The sequence below is a fragment of the Mucilaginibacter sp. genome (assembly GCF_025359345.1).
Taxonomy (GTDB): domain Bacteria; phylum Bacteroidota; class Bacteroidia; order Sphingobacteriales; family Sphingobacteriaceae; genus Mucilaginibacter.
This window is the reverse complement of sequence record NZ_JANYGQ010000002.1, coordinates 1-17,826: the sequence shown is the minus strand read 5'-3', so window position 1 is coordinate 17,826 and position 17,826 is coordinate 1. Positions and strand designations below refer to the sequence as shown.

17 protein-coding genes are annotated in these 17,826 nt (G+C 43.7%); 7 read left to right on the top strand and 10 right to left on the bottom strand.

Annotated features, from left to right (window positions below; all coding sequences use genetic code 11):
- The first annotated feature begins 39 nt into the window (after nt 1–39).
- On the top strand, nt 40–1,149 hold the full coding sequence (locus Q0R52_RS00720) for an AI-2E family transporter (protein WP_295790942.1): 1,110 nt from the start codon (nt 40–42) through the stop codon (nt 1,147–1,149).
- Nucleotides 1,150–1,230: 81 nt separating this feature from the next.
- Here Q0R52_RS00720 and Q0R52_RS00715 read toward each other — a convergent pair whose 3' ends face one another.
- Complete coding sequence (locus Q0R52_RS00715) at nt 1,231–1,824, bottom strand: hypothetical protein (protein WP_295790940.1); 594 nt, start codon at nt 1,822–1,824, stop codon at nt 1,231–1,233.
- Nucleotides 1,825–1,994: 170 nt separating this feature from the next.
- Here Q0R52_RS00715 and Q0R52_RS00710 point away from each other — a divergent pair, with 170 nt between their 5' ends.
- The gene (locus tag Q0R52_RS00710) at nt 1,995–2,606 is read left to right on the top strand and encodes a porin family protein (RefSeq protein WP_295790938.1); all 612 of its coding nucleotides are present in this window, start codon (nt 1,995–1,997) and stop codon (nt 2,604–2,606) included.
- Between the two features lie 92 nt (nt 2,607–2,698).
- Here the strand turns inward: Q0R52_RS00710 and Q0R52_RS00705 are convergent, their stop codons facing one another.
- The 5 genes from Q0R52_RS00705 to Q0R52_RS00685 all read right to left on the bottom strand — a co-directional run bounded on the left by Q0R52_RS00705 (nt 2,699) and on the right by Q0R52_RS00685 (nt 5,951).
- On the bottom strand, nt 2,699–3,229 hold the full coding sequence (locus Q0R52_RS00705) for a GNAT family N-acetyltransferase (protein ID WP_295790935.1): 531 nt from the start codon (nt 3,227–3,229) through the stop codon (nt 2,699–2,701).
- Between the two features lie 45 nt (nt 3,230–3,274).
- Complete coding sequence (locus Q0R52_RS00700) at nt 3,275–3,658, bottom strand: VOC family protein (protein ID WP_295790933.1); 384 nt, start codon at nt 3,656–3,658, stop codon at nt 3,275–3,277.
- Nucleotides 3,659–3,753: 95 nt separating this feature from the next.
- Nucleotides 3,754–4,131, bottom strand: a complete 378-nt coding sequence (locus tag Q0R52_RS00695) for an AraC family transcriptional regulator (RefSeq protein ID WP_295790930.1) — start codon at nt 4,129–4,131, stop codon at nt 3,754–3,756.
- A 3-nt stretch (nt 4,132–4,134) separates the two neighbouring features.
- On the bottom strand, nt 4,135–5,199 hold the full coding sequence (locus Q0R52_RS00690) for a nucleotidyltransferase domain-containing protein (protein ID WP_295790929.1): 1,065 nt from the start codon (nt 5,197–5,199) through the stop codon (nt 4,135–4,137).
- Nucleotides 5,196–5,951, bottom strand: a complete 756-nt coding sequence (locus Q0R52_RS00685; protein ID WP_295790927.1) for a nucleotidyltransferase domain-containing protein — start codon at nt 5,949–5,951, stop codon at nt 5,196–5,198. Before Q0R52_RS00685 ends, Q0R52_RS00690 begins: the two co-directional genes overlap by 4 nt.
- A gap of 147 nt (nt 5,952–6,098) precedes the next feature.
- Here Q0R52_RS00685 and guaA point away from each other — a divergent pair, with 147 nt between their 5' ends.
- The 4 genes from guaA (at nt 6,099) to Q0R52_RS00665 (ending at nt 12,549) form a co-directional block, all read left to right on the top strand.
- On the top strand, nt 6,099–7,628 hold the full coding sequence (guaA, locus tag Q0R52_RS00680; protein WP_295790926.1) for a glutamine-hydrolyzing GMP synthase: 1,530 nt from the start codon (nt 6,099–6,101) through the stop codon (nt 7,626–7,628).
- Nucleotides 7,585–8,835 carry an ABC transporter substrate-binding protein gene (locus tag Q0R52_RS00675; RefSeq protein ID WP_295790923.1) on the top strand — a complete coding sequence of 417 codons (1,251 nt, stop codon included), beginning with the start codon at nt 7,585–7,587 and terminating at the stop codon, nt 8,833–8,835. Before guaA ends, Q0R52_RS00675 begins: the two co-directional genes overlap by 44 nt.
- Nucleotides 8,832–9,995, top strand: coding sequence for an RsmB/NOP family class I SAM-dependent RNA methyltransferase (locus Q0R52_RS00670; protein ID WP_295790921.1), 1,164 nt, complete (start codon nt 8,832–8,834; stop codon nt 9,993–9,995). The genes Q0R52_RS00675 and Q0R52_RS00670 overlap by 4 nt, the downstream gene beginning before the upstream one ends.
- A gap of 115 nt (nt 9,996–10,110) precedes the next feature.
- The gene (locus Q0R52_RS00665; RefSeq protein WP_295790918.1) at nt 10,111–12,549 is read left to right on the top strand and encodes an AsmA family protein; all 2,439 of its coding nucleotides are present in this window, start codon (nt 10,111–10,113) and stop codon (nt 12,547–12,549) included.
- A 188-nt stretch (nt 12,550–12,737) separates the two neighbouring features.
- On the opposite strand, the gene Q0R52_RS00660 is transcribed toward Q0R52_RS00665, so the two are convergent.
- The 3 genes from Q0R52_RS00660 to Q0R52_RS00650 form a co-directional block, all read right to left on the bottom strand.
- Nucleotides 12,738–13,307: a MarC family protein gene (locus Q0R52_RS00660; RefSeq protein WP_252792679.1), complete on the bottom strand. Its 570-nt coding sequence runs from the start codon at nt 13,305–13,307 to the stop codon at nt 12,738–12,740.
- An 18-nt stretch (nt 13,308–13,325) separates the two neighbouring features.
- Nucleotides 13,326–14,489, bottom strand: coding sequence for an MFS transporter (locus Q0R52_RS00655; protein ID WP_295790914.1), 1,164 nt, complete (start codon nt 14,487–14,489; stop codon nt 13,326–13,328).
- Nucleotides 14,490–14,629: 140 nt separating this feature from the next.
- Complete coding sequence (locus Q0R52_RS00650) at nt 14,630–16,153, bottom strand: amino acid permease (RefSeq protein WP_295790912.1); 1,524 nt, start codon at nt 16,151–16,153, stop codon at nt 14,630–14,632.
- A gap of 330 nt (nt 16,154–16,483) precedes the next feature.
- Here Q0R52_RS00650 and Q0R52_RS00645 point away from each other — a divergent pair, with 330 nt between their 5' ends.
- Nucleotides 16,484–17,011 carry a transposase gene (locus Q0R52_RS00645; protein WP_295790911.1) on the top strand — a complete coding sequence of 176 codons (528 nt, stop codon included), beginning with the start codon at nt 16,484–16,486 and terminating at the stop codon, nt 17,009–17,011.
- A gap of 152 nt (nt 17,012–17,163) precedes the next feature.
- On the opposite strand, the gene Q0R52_RS00640 is transcribed toward Q0R52_RS00645, so the two are convergent.
- Nucleotides 17,164–17,826, bottom strand: a 663-nt coding sequence (locus Q0R52_RS00640) for a sodium/proton-translocating pyrophosphatase (RefSeq protein ID WP_295790908.1), incomplete at its 5' end; no start/stop codon positions are given.

Below are 17,826 nucleotides of genomic sequence, written 5' to 3'. Positions count from 1 at the left end.
TATTATTGCGTTGATACGTCTACTTAACATCCCCTGACTATGCCGGCAAAAACACCCGCACACCCATTTTACGAAAGATTATCGCTGGTTCTTATTGGCCTGTTGTCGCTTGGTTATATCATCATCCAGGGCAAAGAGGTGCTCGACCCTTTAATTTTTGGCTTTTTATTCGCCATCCTGCTTTACCCAACTGCCAGTTTTTTGGAGAGAAAATTGCGGTTACCGCGCGCCATCGCTTCCCTGGTTGCCATTCTTTTGATGCTGGCATTCATTAGTATCGTGCTCTACCTGGTTGGGTCGCAAATATCAAACCTTGCTAGTGACTGGCCGCAACTTAAAGGTCAGGTAAGCCAATCGCTCGACGACCTTTCCGAGTGGGTGCAAAAGGCCTTTCAAATAAATGCAGCTAAACAAATGAATTATTTGCATAGTACACAGCAAAAAATAATGGCATCAGGCACTGAGGTAATAGGTACTACGTTCGGGGCCTTATCATCGCTTGTACTTTTTTACCTGTTCATACTCATCTTTACCTTCTTTATATTGCTTTACCGCACCCTGCTTATAAATTTTATCGTATGGGTATTTACCGATAATTATGAGGCTGTTGTGCGCGATATTGTTCAAAACATACAAAGTATACTGCGGCAATACATTTTAGGCCTGCTGCTTGAAATGTTTGTTGTTGCCTGCCTGGCTTGTACGCTATTTTGGATAATTGGCGTTAAATATGCCGTACTACTCGGCATCGTTGTGGCACTATTTAACCTAATACCCTATTTGGGGATTTTTACGGCGCTGTTTTTAAGCACCCTCATAACTTTTGCTACCAGCGGCGTTAATTCGGCCGCGTTTGTAGCGCTTTCGGTACTGGGCATCCATATTGTCGATTCAAATGTTTTGTTACCCACTATTGTAGGCTCAAAAGTCAAATTGAATGCTTTAATAACATTTTTAGGTATAATTTTAGGCGAAATGATTTGGGGCTTGTCGGGTATGTTTCTATCTATACCAATAATAGCCATCTTTAAAATCATATTCGACCGCGTTGAAAGCCTTAAACCATGGGGCTACCTCCTGGGCAGCGGACAGGATGAGAAAAGGTCGACCATGAAAACGATGAAGCCGGCAGCGGCAGATAAAGCTTGAGGAAGTGCAACAGTCGGCATAGTCAGCAAAGATATAAAGGTGCAAACCACCCGTGCGTCGTTGCAATTACGTGGTGGAGAACTACTTATCCTCCAATAAATCAATACAATGCTTAGACAGTTCTTTCAAACGGACATTTAACGTATTTAGCCCTTCGGTATCTTTCAAATTTTGATAAAGGGACTTTATTTCATCGAGGGTTTCGTCGCTGGGGTCGCAAGCTTGGGCTTTTTCAAGATGAGGTAATGCTTTACGGGCTGCTGTTTCGTAGTCCCCCTTTAGTTTTTCAGTCAACCCGACATCGGATGATGCGTTTAACTTATCCTTTATTTCTTTGGCCTGAGCCAGGTAAATGTAGCCGATGCCCCGGTGCACCACATAATAATCGGGCACTGCAGCTGCAACTTTTTCGTAATAACCAAGCGCTTTTTGCGGCTGATCATTATTCTCGTAAACCTGGCCTATTGCAAAGTAAAAGTTTATGCGCGTTTTTTCGGGCAGCTTATCGGCAGCAGGTAATATGGCTTCACCAAGGCCGAGCAGCTTCTCAGTTTCGCCCTGGAAACGAGCAAGGTTAAAATCCAGGTACCTGCTGTACACCGAGTCAGCCGATTGTGCTTTCGCAACAAAGCTCATCAATACAACAAATAAGAAGAGGTATATTTTTTTTAGCATGACCGATGGTTGTTTCCAAATATAATATTCTAACTTCTAACGTAATTAATGTGCTGCTATTCTTTTTACCTGTTTAATTTTAATAAATGCGGTACCGGTAAACGTTATTCTCCATTTTAAGCACTACTCTCCACATAAACAATACCTTTGCGCGAATTAGAAACCATATTATGCAGAAAATCTTTATCACTCTACTTATTGTATCGGCTATTTGTACAACGGCGCTTGCACAAACAAAGGGCAATACCGAGTTTGGCGTTAATATCGGCCTTAATGGCGCCACCGTTACAACCAATCAATACACCAACACATCATACCGCACAGGCTTTAATGCGGGCGTTTCGGGTGAATATTATTTTTCAGACCGATGGGGAGTTAAAGTTAAATTATCATATGAGCAAAAAGGCTGGAATGATGGCTCTATAGGCTACGGGAATGGTCCATCTTTTTCCACGAACTATAAGCTGGACTATATAACTATCCCAGTAATGGCTAACTGGCATTTTGGAAGGACCCGAAACTGGTATTTGAATTTTGGCCCTTACGTTGGCATATTGATAAATGCTAAACTTTCTGCCAGCGCCGATGATGCAAAAGCTTTGTTTAATACAGTGGATGGTGGATTAGCCGCCGGCATTGGCATAAAATTTCCTGTGGCACCACATACCAGGCTGTTTATTGAAATTAACGGACAAGGTGGCGCGAGTGATATAGTTAAAAACAATACGGATGCAGCATTAAGAAACAGTGTATCGCAGATAAATGTCGGGCTTAATTTTTAAGCGTATTTATCTACTAACTCAATGCTTCGCATCTGCAGGATTTTAGTTTTTTATCGCGAGGATAGAAAACGTAGCAAAACATCGCAGCGTTTCTATCCTTTCTTCATCTTTACAATTCCTAAAATTTCGCCATCAGCTAAAGGCGCATCGATTCGTTCGATTGCATGGTACCCCATCACTTCATACAATGGCACCCCGGGCAAGGTTGCACCCAATTCAAAAGTGGTAAAGCCATTGCTTTTTGCAGCGTCCTCGCAAACATTCATAATCACCCGGCCTATTCCCTGCCGGGCGTAGCCGGGATGAACAAAAAAGGCACGGATGCGGGCGGCATCTGTTGCAGGGTTGAGCAATGGATCTTCTATATCTTTATGCTGGTCGCCGCCATAAAGGGTGTTGCGTTTGCTCCAGCCACCACAGCCAACCAGTACACCGTCTTTTTCGGCGATGTAATAAGTTCCATCTATTATCAACTGGGTATCAATACCAAAAATGTACTTAATGGCGCTTTCTATTTGATTGGGGGTGTAATATTCGGTGCTCAAGCCACGTACCGACAGCGCTATCAATTCATTTAATTGGGGGATGTCCTTTAGAGTGGCAAGGCGCGTGGTTAGTGGCATTGTGTTTAGAGATTTGACAATTTTAAAAAGGTTGTCAAATCTAAACTACACCTGGTAAATCTGCAAATTATTGCCACAAGTGTCGTCAAACACGGCTAAAATAACCGGCCCCATTTGAGTTGGTTGCATGCTAAATTTGACACCCAGTCCTAGCAGTCTTTCGTATTCCTTTTGAGTATCGTCTACCTGGAATGCCGTAGCCGGGATGCCGGCAGCGAACAATTCCTTTTGGTACACTTTGGCCGGCTCAAAGCCCAGTGGTTCCAATACCAATTCGCAGCCGTCCTGCTCTTCCTTTGATACTACGGTGAGCCATTTGTGCTCACCCATCGGAATTTCCGTTTTTTTAACAAAGCCTAATATTTCTGTATAAAATTTAAGCGCTTTATCCTGGTCGGTAACCGTTACGCTGCATAGTTTTACCTTCATTTTATTTGTGTTTTTGTTTTTAATGGTCGATGTTGTCCATCGTTACGACACAAATTTGAGTAATTATTTGTGAGAGGTATTATCCAATATTGCTTTTATCTCGGCTTTATTTGCCAGGCGAAAGGCGTTGTTCCGGTTAAGGTTTTGAATAACCTCGTAAACGATGGCACACTTTCAAAACCAACCTCGTAACAAACAGCCGCAACCGGCATGCCCGACCTTAACAACTCTTTAGCAGCAGCCACCCTAACCCGTTTTAAATGCTGGTGCGGTGTTATGCCATAATATGTTTTGTACAACCTTATAAAGTGGAATTTGGAAATAAATGCCTCGCCGGCAATATCATCAAGATTGATGCTTTTCGTAAAGTTGGTATCAATAAACTTTTTTGAGCGGATAACCTGCGCGAGTAAATACTCTTTGGGATAAAGATTTTTGTGGAGGAATTTGACTTGTTGGTGGTAGTAGGTCATAAATCAATAAAATTCTTCCCGTATCTGTATTAAAATATGTTCTGCTTTTTTAACGTCAGGTTGGTTGGGTAAATCTGATTCTTCGTACAGTTTCTTTATTCGTTCCATTTTTTCCTCAACCATTTGCATAAGTGCATCAAATTCAAATTTGCCACTTCGTATTTCCAGCAAAAACTCGCGGTCATCACGGTATACTTTTACCTGTTTATAAAGCGCAATTTCCTCTGCCATATTCAACAACCTGAAAGTATGCATCATATTTTTGGCGTCGTAGCTTTTACCGTGCGACAAGGTGCTTTCATAACGCACCTGGTTACGTTGTTCTTCCCATTGTATATATTCTTTATATTCTTTGCAATAGGTTGAGTACCCGTCTTTATTAAAGGTGATGGTTGCGAGTGGCTCAATACCTGCCGGAACCGAACTTAGTTGTACGTCGTCGGCCTCATCGCTGGATACTATACCCCTAAACCATTTTCCATCGGTCAGCTGCTTTTCGCTGTATAAAAGGTAAACATTTCTAAAATGGTCGAGATTTACTAACCCGCATTGTTGCTGCTCTAAATTGTTTTCCGTCAGCCATACATTTAAAGGCATGCTGCCACTTTTGTAAATAACATAGCAGAAATCCAAAACAGATTTTCGCGCTTTATCTACCGGTTTATTAATTTTTTTGTTGAGTCCTTTCGCCTTCTTAATTTGGGTTTGTGCATAACCGGCGAAAGTATCGAGGCAAAGTTTTGACAAAAAATCTTCCGGCCTTATTAAATCCATCAAGGGGTGGCGGTATACAACACAATTCGCCGGTGTATTCAGTAATTCCAGTATGTTGGGGTTGTTTTTTGTCAGCAACTCCAAAAAACGCTTTATCTCAAAATATACTTCATCGTTGCTTTCATTAGCTACTTGCTCCTGGTAGTCAAAACCATATAATTCAGCTTGTGGTAAAATAAAAATTCCTTTTTTATCCACGTCCGAATGAGGCAAATTGAGATTATAGGCCTGGCTGCCGCTGATACAATCCAGCAGGATAAATTGCCGTTGCAGCAAAAGTTGCGGATAGGTCATTGTAAAATATATTTTCTGAATATAGCATCCAGTTCATCAGTTTGTTGATGGTTTGACGCAACCGTGCCTATCGTCTCTTTACAATTATCGAGTGTTGTTTTCAACCAATCGCTCAAAACGGCATTGGGCCCAACTAATGTTTTTTCGTTGCTTACCTGCTTTATTTCGAGTAGCCCGACAACAGCTTGCTGAAATTTAAGGTCATCAACCAACACCCTTAGCAAATTAAATTCCATTGGTGGCACTGTTTGGCGCTCGATTATCCACTTACAAGCCAACGCCGACCGCAACGCATAAAAATAACGTTTCAGTTTAAGCTGTTCGCCTTGCAAATCATTATGGAGTGTGTTTAATGCCATAGCAAGGTAATGGTTACCACAAGCGCGCAACGAAAAATATTTGGGCATCAGCTGCCTCAATTCTTCCGCAAAGCCATGGTCGTCGCGGTACACTATGGGCGATTGCAGCCACTCGTACAAAGCACCGTTTGATTTTAAAAACAGCTTTAACACTTTTCGGATATCCCAGCCGCCGATATCGAGAACCTCGTTAACGGGTAAATCAATTACATCTCTTATTTCATTTATTTTAAGATAATCGTCAACAGGCCTGGCGTAAATAAAGCGCACGTCATAATCACTGTCCGGCGACGGAAAGCCCCATGCCCTGCTGCCCGATTCGCAGGCGTACAGTATGCGGATGTCTTTGTCTGCTTCAAGTTCAAGAAGCTTTTGTTTGATGGTGTCGAGCATAGCAGTGCAATTTACAACTTTGCACTCAACTTAAAACAGTCGGCTGTGTCCCCGCAGCCGATTCCAGGTACAAGATCAAGATATCGAAAATTCCAAAAATCCGAAATCGAAATTCCGAAATCCGAAATCAAAATCCTATCTTTGCCCATGCAAGAAAAAATCCTCATTCTTGACTTTGGCTCGCAGTTTACTCAACTCATTGCGCGCCGTGTCAGGGAGCTCAACATCTACTGCGAGATCCACCCATTCAACCATTTTCCCGAAGTTGACAGCAGTGTAAAAGGCATTATCCTTTCAGGAAGCCCGTATTCGGTAAGGCAGGAAAACCCGCCCGGTTTTGATTTTGAAAAGTATCACGGTAAGCTGCCTATACTTGGCGTTTGCTACGGTGCTCAGTATATTGCGCATTTCCACGGCGGCGAAGTATTGCCCTCAAGTACCCGCGAATATGGCCGCGCCAACCTGCAGTACATCAGTGAGCATAATCCATTGTTTAAGCTGATTTTACCGGGTTCGCAAGTTTGGATGTCACATGCGGATACTATTGCCAGCATTGCTCCCAATTTTGAAGTTATTGCCAGCACCGATACCGTAGAAGTTGCAGCCTACCAGGTTACCGGTACACAAACTTATGCTATACAGTTTCACCCTGAAGTTACCCACAGTACCGACGGCAAGCAATTACTGTTTAACTTTTTAGTTGATATCTGTGGCTGCAAGCAGGACTGGACACCAGATTCGTTTGTTGAAACCACCATCGCGGCTCTTAAAGAAAAGCTTGGTGACGATAAAGTTGTTCTCGGCCTTTCAGGCGGGGTTGATTCATCTGTTGCCGCGGTATTGCTGCACCATGCCATCGGCAAAAACCTGCATTGCGTGTTTGTTGATAACGGTTTATTACGGAAGAACGAATTCCAATCTGTGCTCGACTCTTACCAGCACATGGGCTTGAACGTTATCGGCGTAGATGCCAAACAACGCTTTTATGACGCCCTTGCCGGACTCTCCGACCCGGAGAAAAAACGCAAAGCTATAGGCCGTGTATTTATCGAGGTATTTGATGACGAGGCGCACAAAGTACAGGATGTAAAATGGCTTGGCCAGGGTACCATCTATCCTGATATTATCGAGTCGGTTTCCATTAAGGGGCCATCGGCTACCATTAAATCGCACCACAACGTTGGCGGCCTGCCCGATTTCATGAAATTGAAAGTAGTTGAGCCTTTGAATACCTTGTTTAAAGACGAAGTAAGGCGTGTTGGCAAGGCTTTAGGCATCGATCCGAATATTTTAGGCCGTCACCCTTTCCCAGGCCCCGGTCTGGCTATCAGGATATTAGGCGACGTCACACCGGAAAAAGTTGCAATTTTACAGGAAGCCGATGCGATTTATATCAACAATTTGCGGGCTGCCGGTGTTTATGATAAAGTTTGGCAGGCCGGCGCCATATTTTTGCCGGTACAGTCGGTAGGTGTTATGGGCGATGAGCGTACTTACGAGAACGTTATTTGCCTTCGTGCTGTTGAATCGTTAGACGGGATGACCGCCGATTGGTGCCATTTGCCGTACGATTTACTGGCCAAAATCAGTAACGAAATTATCAATAACGTAAAAGGAATTAACCGGGTAGTATATGATATCAGCTCAAAACCGCCTGCAACTATTGAGTGGGAATAGGTGGTTAACGTTTTTAATAATAGGACTATTTGCCGCCGCATGTTCGCCAAAAGTGCGGACGGTGGCTGTACAGCCTAAAAAAAACGAACCCGGTAAGCTTGTTGAGAAACCGCAGCCCGCCAATGCGGCTAAACCTGCAGAAGCAAAAGCATCAAACATTGCTTTGCTATTGCCTTTCGGTCTCGACCATTTGCGTGCCGGCTCTCCATATACTACGGTTACCTTAAAAGAAGCAGATATATCACTTGACTATTACCGCGGTTTTAAAATGGCGCTCGATTCGCTTACCGGGTTAGGCTACAATTATAAACTGCAGGTGTTTGATTCGAAAGGCGAGAAGGCACAGGCGCACAGCCTTGGCCTAAATCCTGCCATCAGGGCAAGTGATTTGATTGTAGGACCGGTATTCCCGGAAGATGTTAAAGCATTCACCAGCGCCTATCCTAACAGTCGTCAGCCTGTGGTTTCACCATTATCGCCCGCTGCCCCTGCTACTATCAAGAGCGCCGGGCTGATTACTATGATGCCGCCGCTTGAATATCACGCATGGACTGCTGCACACTATATTAATGATAGGCTGAAACCTAAAAAGGTGTTCGTTCTCAAATCTGGCTACAGCGAAGAAAACGACTACATCATTCCGTTTAAAAAAACAATCGACAGCCTGAGCAAAAATCATATACAGGTAGTTTATGTTACAGTTATACATGGGCAACTGGGGGCGCTTATTCCACAGCTTACTGCCGGCGGGCAAAATGTATTTATAATGCCGGCAACCAACCAGCATTTTTTAACGGTTACCCTGCGCGGGCTCGACTCGCTAAACAGCACCTACCCCATTACCCTGTTTGGCCACCCAAGCTGGGTTAACCTTACTTTTTTAAAGGGTGACCTTTTGCAGCGGTTAAATACATATATCACCTCGTCTGACCATATTAATTATAAAGACCCTGGGATAATGGCCTTTGCCCGCTACTACCGAAACGAATATCATACCGAGCCTACTGATTTCGCCATTAAGGGTTTTGATGAAGGTATTTACCTTGGCCGCCTGCTGGCAACCGGTGATGTGAGAAATTTGGCTGAAAGTGACTTTACAGGTTTGCACAATAATTTCCATTTTCAGAAAAAAGCTGGCCTGGGATGGATAAATACGCACGTTGGCATTTATAAATACGTTAATTTTGAGCTGAAAAAGATAGAATGAAGGCAATAAACCAGCTTAAAACGTTTCAGCGTATTTTGGATGAATATCCGGCAGAAACGCCACTAAGCAAATTTTTACCCGGATTTTATCGGCAAAACAAACAAATGGGCTCAACCGACAGGCGGATTGCCGGCCGGTTGCTGTATAATTATTTCCGCCTTGGCAGGGCACTGCCAGGTACGCCGCCGGAAGAACGCCTGTTTGTAGCAGAGTTTTTATGCAATACCCAGCTTAACTCTTTTATACAACACTTTAAACCCGACTGGGCCGGCTGCATGGGGTTCGGTACCGATGAAAAAATCGGCATTATTAAAACGGTGTTCCCCGCTTTTAAGCTTGAAGATGTGTTTCCATGGACACAACAGCTATCTCCAGGCATTAATAAGGATGCATTTTTAAAATCGTTTTTTGTACAGCCCGATTTATTTATCAGGGTAAATAAAGGCTACGAACAACAAGTAAAGATTGTATTAACTGCTGCAGAAGTTGTTTTTAAAGACGAAGGAAACAATTGCATATCGCTGCCTAACGGAACCCGGTTAGAGGCACTCTTCCCCAACCAGCACTGGTTTGAGGTGCAGGATTTTTCTTCGCAGCAAACAGCGCAGTTTTTTAAGCCCGCTAAATGGGATGGCTGGTGGGATGCCTGCGCTGCATCGGGCGGCAAATCGCTGCTGCTGCATGCACAGGAGCCTACGGTGAAGCTGGTGGTATCAGATATCCGCGAATCTATCCTGGCCAATCTTGATGAACGTTTCCAGCATGCGGGCATCACTAAATACCAGAAAAAACTGCTCGACCTTACCCAAAACAATGAGCTGATTTTACACGATTACGAGTTTGACGGTATCATCCTTGATGCCCCTTGCAGCGGCTCGGGCACCTGGGGCCGCACCCCTGAAATGATTAGCCAGTTTGAAACTTATAACATCGAGTTTTTTCAAAAGCTTCAACAGGGTATTGTACGCAACGTTGCTAAATACCTTAAACCCGGCAAGCCTTTGGTTTATATTACCTGCTCGGCTTTTAAAGCAGAGAACGAGGACATCGTAAGCTTTATGGTGAAGGAATTGGGATTAAAGCTGGAGGAGCAAACTACACTTAAGGGATATGAGAACAAGGCGGACACGATGTTTGTGGCGAGGTTGTTAGCCCCCTGATCCCTAAAGGGAATTTTCAATCGGTTTGAAGCTAACCTGTTGATTCCTATAAGTTTTAAATACTTCAACTCAAAACAATTCGTTAAACTGCGCCTTTATACCTTAAATTCACAACATGCCGCGCTGGTTAAAAATTTCATTAAAGATATTGGGTGCGCTCCTGCTGTTTTTTATTGCAGTTTTAGCGGGACTATCGATTTATGTTTCCAGTCATAAGGCCAAAGTCATAACGCTGGTAACCGACGAGTTGAATAAAAACCTTGATGGCAAAATAGTAGTGGGGAGTGTAACCACCTCTTTTTTCGAGAGTTTCCCATCACTATTGGTGAAGCTTGAAAATGTTACCTTGCGCGACAAGGAATTTGCAGCCCACCATCATACACTGTTAAGCACCAAAAATTTTGATGTATCATTAAATACTGCCGCGTTGCTAAAAGGCAGTGTTAGTATCGACCATGTTACTATCAGCAATGCGGCTATCGATCTTTTTACAGATAGCCTGGGCTATAGCAATACCTCTGTTTTCAAAAAAAGCAGTTCGAAAGATAGCAGCAAAAGCTCCGGCAAATCAAATACCCGTATCGGCAAGTTTAGCCTGGAGCAAGTGAGCTTTACCGTTGATGACCAAAAGGCAAAAAAACTGTTTCAATTCGCTGTCGACAAGCTAAACGGGAAAATGAATTACCCGGATAGTGGCTGGAATGCCAACATCGATTTAAAAGTAACAGCCAAAAGCATGGCATTTAGCACCCGGAACGGCAGCTTTATAAAAAACAAGGTGGTTGAAGGGAAATTAACCGGCGGCTATAATAGCGAAACAGGGGATATCAACGTTACCAGCAGCGGTTTCACCATAGGCGGCGATGATTTCAATATAATTGCCCGCTTTGCTACCGGTAAAAAGCCTGCAGGCTTTACATTTCATATTACGGCCGACCAGCTTTTGTGGCGACATGCTTCCTCGCTGGTATCGCCCAATATAACCGAAAAACTGAACATGTTTAACCTGGACAAACCAATTGCTGTCAACGCGTATATTTCAGGTAGCTTTAGTGCTGGCGGCGATCCTTTGTTGCATATCACCGCAATTGCTAACGACAACAAACTTTCCATCCCCGGAAGTATTATTAACGACTGTAATTTTAAAGGCGTCTTCACCAATAACCACATCAATGGCAAGGGGTTCGGCGATGCAAATTCGATTATACGGTTGTCCAATTTCACGGGAAGCTACAACCACTTACCTTTCGCCGTTGATACGGGCAGTATTATCAACCTGGAAAAACCTATTGCCACGGGCAATTTCAGGTCTAATTTCCCAGTGGCTGATTTGAATTATCTTTTGGGCGGCAGCGTGGCAAAATTTAGTAAAGGCACAGCGAATATGCAGCTACAGTACGTAGCAGACATTGTGGATTATCGCATTAATAAACCAATTATAACCGGCGCCATCAACATCAAAAACGCAGATATCAACTACATACCCCGCAACCTTACCTTTAAAAACACTTCGGTTTCGTTATACATTACCCGCGAAAACCTGGTGCTTGACCATATCCGCCTGCAAAGCGGTCGCAGCGTAGTGCTGATGAAGGGGCGGGTAAATAATTTTCTGAACCTTTATTATAATGCGCCAGAGAAGCTTGTTTTAGACTGGCAGATTACAAGTCCGCAGTTATATCTTCAAGAGTTTATCGGCTTTTTGGGCACAAGGCAACAGGATGCGGCAGTGGTTAAACGCAGGAAAAACAGCGGCAACGTGGTAGATCAGTTAGGTACAGTTTTAGACAGGGCGCAGGCATCAATTCACCTGCGGGCAGCGAACGTTCATTTCAACAAATTCCTGGCAACTGATGCTACTGCCGACCTTCACCTGTCGGAAGACGGGGTACAACTGAGCAATGTGAGCGTAAAACATGCCGGCGGGACATTAAAGATGAAAGGCAACATTTACCAGGACAAAAAAGAGAACCGGTTTAATTTAAATACCATGGTGAACAATGTTGACGTGCGCGAGTTTTTTTATGCGTTCGATAACTTTGGGGTGAAAGGGATTTCCTACCAAAACCTAAGGGGCTACCTATCAGCCGGCACACAGGTAAACGGCAGGATTAGCAATGCAGGTGAGCTTGTGCCGGGTTCGGTATTTGGGGTGGCTAATATCAATTTGCAAAATGCTGCTTTGCTGGATTATAAACCGCTTATAAATATCGGGAAGTTTGCATTCCCTTTCCGCAACCTGAAGGAAATAACGATCGCAAAGCTTGATGCCAAATTTGATATCCTTGGCGAAAAGATTGTGATTAACCCGATGCAGCTTAACTCGAGCGTATTGAATGCAGATGTGGCAGGTACCTATGCCCTCAAAAACGGGACGGATATTACGCTTGATGTACCATTACGCAATCCGGGTAAGGATGCCGGCATAACCGATACCGTAAAGCTTGCCAAAAGGCGCAACCGGGGAATAGTGCTTCATATAAGAGCAAAGGATGATGAAACCGGCAAGCTAAAGATCGGGTGGAATAAGGATCATAAGTTGATTAATTTGTAGAACACCCACTTTACCCACTCGTCATTGCGAGGAACGAAGCAACCTCTACACAGGACATTCACGGACCGTAATGTTTATGGTTATCTAAACGCGGCTGATAGGTCGCCACAAAGCTTTTACTTCGTTGATTTGCATGCGTAGAGGTTGCTTCGTTCCTCGCAATGACGATAGGATGAGGATTTACGGTTCTACAAATGCGTATTACTCCTAAACAGCTTAATCGCTATGGCCAACAAAATAACCCCAAACGCTTTACGCAGTATGTTCACCCCGGTTTCGCCCAACAGCTTTTCCAGCCATTTTACATTTTTTAGCACCAGGTAAACAAACAATGTATTTAATACGATGCCAACTACTATGTTTTGGGTTTGGTATTGTGATTTGAGGGATAGCAGTGTAGTCATCGTACCGGCACCGGCAATTAGAGGAAAAGCCAAAGGAACAATGGATGCTGTGGTCGACATTTCTTCTTTAAAAACCTTTATCCCCAATACCATTTCCATGGCTACCACAAATATTACCAACGAACCTGCTATGGCGAATGACTGAATATCAAGACCAATAACGGACAATAATTCTTCGCCACCGAATAAAAACGCTACCATTAACACCAGCACGGCTATACTAGCCTTTTCCGATTCGATATGCCCGACGCGCCTGCGCAAATCGATAATAATGGGGATAGCCCCCAGGATATCGATAATGGCAAACAAAATCATGGTAACAGAAAGTACCTCTCTGAAAATTAGTGGATGCATAGCGTAGGGGTTTTAGGGTTACTCTTTTTTCTTTAAACGGAAACTCAGCAAAAATGCCGCTAAAATATAGAATGAAGATAAGAAGAAAACGCTATGTATGGAAATTACAGTTACCAGTCCCGCTGTTAAGGGCCCAAGTGTTTGCCCGATAGACGCGTAGGCCTGGTTGATACCCAATATTTTACCCTGTTCACCTTTATCAATATTATCAGCAATAATGGCGTTAAGCATGGGATTGCGCAGGCCATTGAACAGGCCATAAACACACATACAAATGGCGAAAGGCACAAAAGACGAAATAAAACCCGAATAAAGCATTGCTGCGAAACACAAAATGGATGACAGCATCAATATCAAAGCTTTTGACGGGACAAGCCTGGTAAACATCGGTACACATAATTGCATAATAATACCGCAAAGCCCAAACCCGGCAAAAAATAAACCTATTTCTGTGGGCCATATCTTTAAAATATCAACACTGAAAGTCTGGAAGCCGGTAACCATGGCAAGCTGAGCCATAGTAAGCAAAAAGCCTATAAAAACCGCTGTACCGATTGTAGGCCGTTTCAGCGTAGTAATGAGGCTGCTGTACTTGAATTTTTCGTGGTGCCTGGCCCTGGTCTTTTTGCTGGATGGATTGGTTTCTTTTAAAAAAACCGCCGCGCAAAGCGTGCCCACCAATGATAATGCTGCAGCGAAAAAGAAAGGCGCCTGCGGGCTAAGCCTTGTAAACACCCCGCCAACAAAAGGCCCTATAACAATACCAAACGCCAGCGACGAACCCAGGATGCCAAACCGCCTTGCCCTGTTTTGCGGAGTTGCCGTATCGGCTACCATGGCTTGCGCTACTGATACATTACCACCTGTTAAGCCATCAAGTATACGGGCTGCGAAAAGCATGAGCAAGCTTCCCGCTTCGGCAAACATTAAAAAGGATATACAAGTGCCGGCCAGGCTGATGACCAGCAGGGGTTTTCGTCCCCACTTGTCAGACAGCGAACCTAAGACCGGGGTGGCAAAAAACTGGGCAATGGAAAACGAGGCCATTAATGCCCCAAGCGTAGTGCCGTTGAGTCCGAATGTTTTGCCGTAACTATAAAGTACAGGAATGATAATGCCGAGCCCGAGCGAGTTAATAATACATACCAGTACTAATATCCACAGGTTTTTATCGGCTTTCATTAATGGGGTTGGGCGGTGTTATAATAAAAATTCAAGGTAACAAAAAAGGTTCCGATAAATCAGAACCTTTTCAATATTTAGGTTAAATTTTTCAATGACCGGGGCTTTTAGCGCAACGCTTAAAAGCCCCGGCCTGTAAATTATTTCTTTTCAAAATCAGTAGCCGATGGCAATATTTCGGAAGCATTGCCAAGCTTGCTGTTTTTCTTGCTGTAGGTAAAGTAGATTATCAAACCTAATACCATCCAGCCAAGTGCACTCAATTGTGTCCTGGTTTCCAGGCTGGCTATCATAGTTCCACAAATTATCATACCCAAAATAGGCACAAGCGGTACAAGCGGCGTTTTAAACGGCCTTATCAGGTCCGGGCTCTTTTTACGGAGTATCATCACGCCAACGCAAACCACCACAAACGCAAACAACGTACCAATTGATGTTAAATCGCCGGCTACACTTTCGGGTAAAAACGCTGCAAACAAGCCAACAAACACAAACAGTATCATGTTGCTTTTATATGGGGTGCTGTATTTTGGATGTAAATCGCTGAATACTTTTGGTAGTAAGCCGTCGGTAGCCATGGTGTAAAACACCCTCGACTGCCCTAACAACATCACTAATATTACCGACGAAAAACCGGCCAAAATAGCAACTGTTACTAAAGTTGACAGCCATGCATAATGCTGCATGTAATGGCTGATAGCGTAAGCTACAGAAGCCTCTTTACCTGCGTGCATAAAATCCTGGTATGGTGCAACACCTGTTAATACCCATGAGAAAAGGATATAAAGGATTGTACAAACAACCAGTGAACCAAGTATACCTATCGGCATATCGCGTTTAGGATTTTTCGCTTCCTGTGCTGCAGTAGAAACTGCATCGAAACCAATGAATGCAAAAAACACAACACCTGCACCCCTAAGTACACCACCCCAGCCATGATTAAAAAATCCGGCGTATGAATAGGTAGAACCATCGGGCAAAGTTGCCGCAGGAGCATCAGCAGGGATAAGATATGGTGTATGGTTAGCAGGGTTGATGAACTGCCAGCCTATAGCGATAAACACTAATACAATTGATACTTTTATAATTACGATAACGGTGTTAACAGTTGCAGATTCCTGTGTGCCTTTTATCAGCAATAACGACAGTAACAGTAATATAACCAGTGCCGGTATATTGATAATGCCGCTCACGTGCTGACCGTTTACCAAAACAGATTCCATTGGCGAGTGGCACCACTCGTACGGTATTCGATGCCCGAGCAGGTTATTCGCATATTCACTCCAACTGATAGATACCGTAGCAGCACCAAGTGCATATTCCAGTATCAGTGCCCAGCCAATTATCCAGGCCACAATTTCGCCCATAGTTGCGTAGGCATAAGTGTATGCGCTACCTGCAATAGGGATAATAGACGCAAATTCGGCATAGCAAAGGCCTGCGAAAGCACAGCCAATTGCTGCAACAATAAACGAAAGGGTTACAGCAGGACCTGCGTGTGCGCCTGCGGCGGCGGCAGTCCTTACAAACAGGCCTGCGCCAATAATTGCACCAATGCCCAGCGCAACCAGGTTACCTGCGCCAAGCGTCCGTTTAAGGCCTCCCGCGCCTTCTTCAGGCGTGGCCATTAATTGTGACAGAGATTTTTTTACGAATAAACTCATATTCTAAATAATAAGATCAGTTTGTTAAATAATGTAAATCAGTTTTCCAAACGTACTTAAATTTATTGAAAAGATAAAGCACGGAATGTAACAATGGAAGATAAGCTGAATTCAGAATTAAAATGGGGGTTTTCGCATATTTGGTTATACCAAAAAGGGACACCTTACAGCATCCCTTCACGCCCTTGTTGGAGTTGTCTCCAACAAGTACGAGGATCATTGTGGGAAGATTATGCGACTAAAATAGCTGTCGAATATTATAAACAGATGCTATATTTGGCTACCATATAAATTCACCCTGCTTACATATTAACCTAATTACCTGATCTAATGGCTGCAATAAACTTCGATTATCATCCTCAATTTTTCACCGCAACTATATTGGAATGGAAACCCTTGTTAAAAGCAGACGAGTTTAAAAACATTATCGTCGATAGCTTATTGTTTTTAAAGAAGGAAAAAAGCATTGAGATATACAGTTTTGTGATAATGCCAAATCATATCCACCTCATATGGCAAATACAGGACGGTTTTAAACGCGATAATATCCAAATGCGCTTTCTAAAATTCACTGCGCAACAAATGAAATTCAAGTTAACCGACACCAATGATTCTCGCCTACAGGATTTCCGGGTAAATACCAGCGACAGAGAGTACCAGTTTTGGGAACGAAATGCTTTGAGCATTGACCTTTGGAGTGAGAAAGTATTTATGCAGAAAATGGAATACATCCATAATAACCCGTTGCAGGATAAATGGCAATTAGTTAAATACCCAGAAGACTATAAGTATTCATCGGCGAAGTTTTATGAAACTGGCATTGATGAATTTGGGTTAATGACGCATTATGCCGGGTGAGGTTTATCCCCTTTTACCGTGATGTTGGCTTAGTACACACCATGGGCTTCATCGTGTCGTTGGTCACAAGACCAACAACGGCGGGGGGCGGATATTAACGTAAACAAAAAAGGGACACCTTACAGCATCCCTTTTCAATATTCTATAGCAAATTAAGCCTTTTTATCAACCTTAATAACATGTGTTATCACTGAATGTTGCGGCTGTTCTTTTTGAAGGCGCTGGCCGTTATTCAGGTGTGGCGCAATAACCAATGAAACAATCGACATCAGTTTTATAAGGATGTTCATCGACGGACCTGATGTATCTTTGAATGGATCACCTACAGTGTCACCAGTTACCGAAGCTTTGTGCGGTTCTGATTTTTTGTAGTACATCTCGCCGTTTATCAAACAGCCTTTTTCGAATGATTTTTTGGCGTTGTCCCATGCACCACCTGCGTTGCTCTGGAAGATACCCATTAACACGCCTGATACAGTTACACCTGCCAGCAAGCCACCCAATACTTCGGGACCGAATGCAAAGCCGATGATAACCGGGGTGATAAGTGCAATAAGACCCGGTGCAACCATCTCGCGGATAGATGCTTTGGTCGATATAGCCACGCATTTTTCGTACTCAGGTTTTGCCTTGTACTCCATAATGCCCGGTATTTCGCGGAACTGGCGCCTAACCTCTTCAACCATGGCCATAGCGGCACGGCCCACTGCCGAGATACACAAGGCGGAGAAGATGAAAGGTATCATACCGCCCACAAATAAACCAGCCAAAACATCAGCTTTGTAAATATCAATATGATCGATACCAGCAACACC

Bases quoted from the DNA above. Each gene is read 5' to 3' on its own strand.
- guaA (WP_295790926.1), top strand. From the start codon at position 6,099: ATGCAAGAAAAAATCCTCATTCTTGACTTTGGCTCGCAGTTTACTCAA.
- Q0R52_RS00665 (WP_295790918.1), top strand. From the start codon at position 10,111: ATGCCGCGCTGGTTAAAAATTTCATTAAAGATATTGGGTGCGCTCCTG.
- Q0R52_RS00660 (WP_252792679.1), bottom strand. From the start codon at position 13,307: ATGCATCCACTAATTTTCAGAGAGGTACTTTCTGTTACCATGATTTTG.
- Q0R52_RS00685 (WP_295790927.1), bottom strand. From the start codon at position 5,951: ATGCTCGACACCATCAAACAAAAGCTTCTTGAACTTGAAGCAGACAAA.
- Q0R52_RS00705 (WP_295790935.1), bottom strand. From the start codon at position 3,229: ATGCCACTAACCACGCGCCTTGCCACTCTAAAGGACATCCCCCAATTA.
- Q0R52_RS00655 (WP_295790914.1), bottom strand. From the start codon at position 14,489: ATGAAAGCCGATAAAAACCTGTGGATATTAGTACTGGTATGTATTATT.
- Q0R52_RS00710 (WP_295790938.1), top strand. From the start codon at position 1,995: ATGCAGAAAATCTTTATCACTCTACTTATTGTATCGGCTATTTGTACA.
- Q0R52_RS00650 (WP_295790912.1), bottom strand. From the start codon at position 16,153: ATGAGTTTATTCGTAAAAAAATCTCTGTCACAATTAATGGCCACGCCT.
- Q0R52_RS00670 (WP_295790921.1), top strand. From the start codon at position 8,832: ATGAAGGCAATAAACCAGCTTAAAACGTTTCAGCGTATTTTGGATGAA.
- Q0R52_RS00720 (WP_295790942.1), top strand. From the start codon at position 40: ATGCCGGCAAAAACACCCGCACACCCATTTTACGAAAGATTATCGCTG.
- Q0R52_RS00695 (WP_295790930.1), bottom strand. From the start codon at position 4,131: ATGACCTACTACCACCAACAAGTCAAATTCCTCCACAAAAATCTTTAT.
- Q0R52_RS00690 (WP_295790929.1), bottom strand. From the start codon at position 5,199: ATGACCTATCCGCAACTTTTGCTGCAACGGCAATTTATCCTGCTGGAT.
- Q0R52_RS00645 (WP_295790911.1), top strand. From the start codon at position 16,484: ATGGCTGCAATAAACTTCGATTATCATCCTCAATTTTTCACCGCAACT.
- Q0R52_RS00700 (WP_295790933.1), bottom strand. From the start codon at position 3,658: ATGAAGGTAAAACTATGCAGCGTAACGGTTACCGACCAGGATAAAGCG.
- Q0R52_RS00675 (WP_295790923.1), top strand. From the start codon at position 7,585: ATGATATCAGCTCAAAACCGCCTGCAACTATTGAGTGGGAATAGGTGG.
- Q0R52_RS00715 (WP_295790940.1), bottom strand. From the start codon at position 1,824: ATGCTAAAAAAAATATACCTCTTCTTATTTGTTGTATTGATGAGCTTT.